The following is a 3,388-nucleotide window of genomic DNA, read 5'->3' as shown; positions in this document are numbered from 1 at the left end:
CGCGGAGGCACTTTCTTTCTTGTGCGACCAAGAAAGAAAGCAAAGAAGTCGCCGGGAATCGGTTTCGCCTTGTCGAAGCCCGCGCACCCGCACGGGCTTCTCAAGTCAAAACGCGACATTCCCGGGTCTGCTGTGTCTACCCCGCTTGTTGCGCACGCGAAAGCCCTTCCGGAAGCGTCGTGTTTTGCCTTGAGAAAGCCGGGCAGAACGACCGGTTTTCGACAAGGTGAAACCGGCTGGAGGCACTTTCTTTGTCTACTTTCTTTGGTGGCAAAGAAAGTAGAAGCCCCGCCGGCTCGAGGCGATTACCAAAGGAAAAAAGCCTCCGCGGCACGAGCGAAGACCGCCCGGTTCTGTGAACCGGATTTTCCCGCCAGCGCGCGGACAAAAAATGTGCATCCCGGCTTGCGGCCAAAGAATAATTGAGTAGTACCGGGTCGCCGCCAGCGGAAAGAGCAACGAGCTCCGCCGAAGTGGCTCGCGCCGCGCGGGGTGGCGGCGACTCGCGCGACCGAAGGTCGCGGTTTACTGAGCTTCCGACAGGGGAATGACTGGAGCCAGCAGGGGCTTTGGGGTAGAGGCGGCCAATGAGACAGCCAACGGCTGCGGATCGCGTGCCGAGCGGCATCCGGCTCGAGGCGGATAAGAAAAAGTGCTTCGCGGCATGAGCGGCAAAGAAAACGGTCATTCCGCAAAGCAGGCGGGCCTCCCTCCGCAAAGGCCTGCCACCCCGTAAAGGCCCGCAGCAACTGAACAACCCCACGATTAGAGACAAGCGACACCCAGTATCGCCAGTCCCCTTATACCGAATACGTTTCATGCTATGAAAAACATACGCAACTTTTGCATTATCGCACATATCGACCACGGGAAATCGACCCTGGCCGACCGGCTGCTGGAAGTGACCAAGACCGTCAGCGAACGGGAACTGCAAGCACAAGTGCTGGACGACATGGAGTTGGAGAAAGAAAAAGGGATCACCATCAAAAGCCATGCGATCCAGATGGAATACATTCAAGACGGAGAGAAATACATACTGAACCTGATCGACACCCCGGGCCACGTAGACTTCTCGTACGAAGTCTCGCGGGCGATCGCCTCGTGCGAAGGGGCGCTGCTCGTGGTGGACGCCACGCAGGGGATTCAGGCGCAGACCATCTCCAACCTCTATCTGGCCTTGGGGAACGACCTGGAAATCATTCCGGTACTCAACAAAATCGACATGGCCTCGGCCATGATCGAAGAAGTCAAAGACCAGATCGTCGACATGTTAGGCTGCCGGCGGGAAGAGATACTGGCCGCATCGGGGAAGACCGGCGAAGGAGTCGAAGACATATTGCGCGCCATTGTGGAACGGGTGCCGGCACCGAAAGGAGACGACAACGCGCCGCTGCAAGCCTTGATTTTCGACTCCGTATTCAACCCCTTCCGGGGGATCATCGCCTATTTCCGCGTGATGAACGGCACGATCCGGACAGGAGAACGAGTCAAATTCTTCAACGCAGGGAGCGAATACGACGCCGACGAGATCGGCGTGCTGAAACTCAAGATGTCGCCGCGGGACGAGATTCGGGCCGGGGATGTAGGGTACATTATTTCAGGGATCAAAAACTCGGTGGACGTCAAAGTCGGAGATACGATCACCTCGGTGGCGAATCCCTGCCAGGAGGCCATCGCCGGATTCGAGGAGGTGAAACCGATGGTCTTCGCCGGAGTTTACCCGGTCGAAACCGACCAGTACGAAGACCTGCGGGCCTCGCTGGAAAAACTGCAGCTGAACGATGCGTCGCTGACCTACGAACCGGAATCGTCGCTGGCCTTGGGATTCGGCTTCCGCTGCGGCTTCCTGGGCCTCCTGCACATGGAGATCATCCAGGAGCGGCTGTTCCGGGAATTCAACATGGATGTGATCACGACCGTGCCGAACGTCTCGTACAAAGTGTTTACGACCAAAGGCGAAGAATTTATGGTCCACAATCCGTCGGGGCTGCCGGAGCCGAACTATATCCACCGGATCGAGGAACCGTACATCCTGGCGCAGGTCATTACCAAGACGGAATACCTGGGAGCGATCATGAAACTGTGCATCGACAAGCGGGGGGTGCTGCGGAACCAGACATTCATCACGACAGACCGGGTGGAAGTCAATTTCGACATGCCGCTGGCCGAGATCGTCTTCGACTTTTACGACAAGCTCAAGAGTGTGTCGAGAGGCTATGCGTCGTTCGACTACCACATGACGGATTACAAGCCGTCGCGCCTGTCGAAATTGGATATTCTGCTGAACGGAGAGCCGGTGGATGCGCTCTCGTCATTGATCTACGTCGACCACGCCTACGACTTCGGCCGCAAGATGTGCGAGAAACTCAAGGAGTTGATCCCGCGGCAGCAGTTCGACATCGCGATCCAGGCGGCGATCGGGGCGAAGATCATCGCGCGGGAGACCGTCAAGGCGGTGCGCAAGGATGTGACGGCGAAGTGCTACGGGGGGGACATCTCGCGCAAGCGCAAGCTGCTGGAGAAACAGAAAGCGGGAAAGAAGCGGATGCGTCAGGTGGGGCGGGTCGAAGTGCCGCAGGAGGCGTTTTTGGCCGTGCTCAAGATGGACTGATGCTCTCTTAGGGTTCGGTGATCGGCGATGCGGATTCCGGCCGGCGCAGGCCGAAACACCGCCGGGACGGGAAATGAAATGCCCATGCCGCACGGCTTGTCAGCCGCCGGCATGGGCAGACAGCCGTACACAAGCTAATATCTCAGCACCGCCAGTACCGGGAAATGATCCGACAGGTACGGCACCCCGTATCCCGACGTGATCACCTCATACGTCACCGGCACGAACTTCCGGCAGAAAATATGGTCGATCAGTTCGCCCGGCTCCCCGTGGCCGAAGCCCCGGTACGTCACCTGCGGCAGCGAATCCCCCTGCGGCTTGGACGCCTCCGAGCCGCGCACCTCCGTGAACGTCGGCGCATTCACCAGCGGCGCGAGCGACGGATCCGTCACCGGGAAATTGAAATCCCCCATAATCACCGCCGGAATCGAATCCCCGAACTCATGCACCCGGTTCACCAGTAGCCGGGCGCTCTGCCGCCGCGCCTCCACCCCGACGTGGTCGAAATGCGTGTTGAACACCAGGAACTCGCGTCCGGTAGCCCGCTCGCGCAGCCTCACCCACGTCGCGATGCGGATGCACGCCGCATCCCACCCCAGCGAAGCGCTGTCCGGCGTTTCGCTCAGCCAGAAATGACCCTCCTCCACCGGCGCATACAGCGAATCGAGGTAGAACACCGCCGCATATTCCCCCGCCTGCCGGCCGTCATCGCGCCCCACCCCCACATACGCATATTCCGTCAGCGCCGAGTCTATGAACGCCACCTGAGAGGCCAGC

General features: G+C 59.4%; 3 protein-coding genes. 2 read left to right on the top strand and 1 reads right to left on the bottom strand.

The window, feature by feature from the left end:
* Positions 1-426, top strand: a 426-nt coding sequence (locus Q0Z93_RS09945) for a hypothetical protein (protein WP_298065100.1), incomplete at its 5' end; no start/stop codon positions are given.
* A 397-nt stretch (positions 427-823) separates the two neighbouring features.
* Positions 824-2,611, top strand: coding sequence for a translation elongation factor 4 (lepA, locus tag Q0Z93_RS09940; RefSeq protein ID WP_298065099.1), 1,788 nt, complete (start codon positions 824-826; stop codon positions 2,609-2,611).
* Between the two features lie 134 nt (positions 2,612-2,745).
* On the opposite strand, the gene Q0Z93_RS09935 is transcribed toward lepA, so the two are convergent.
* A partial coding sequence (locus tag Q0Z93_RS09935) for an endonuclease/exonuclease/phosphatase family protein (RefSeq protein ID WP_298065097.1) occupies positions 2,746-3,388 on the bottom strand: 643 nt, incomplete at its 5' end.

Source organism: uncultured Rikenella sp., from assembly GCF_947628055.1.
GTDB lineage: Bacteria > Bacteroidota > Bacteroidia > Bacteroidales > Rikenellaceae > Rikenella.
The sequence above is the reverse complement of the archived record's forward strand: the minus strand, read 5'-3'. Positions and strand labels throughout refer to the sequence as shown.

Excerpts from the sequence above, each read along its gene's own strand:
- lepA (WP_298065099.1), top strand. The coding sequence starts at position 824 with ATGAAAAACATACGCAACTTTTGCATTATCGCACATATCGACCACGGG.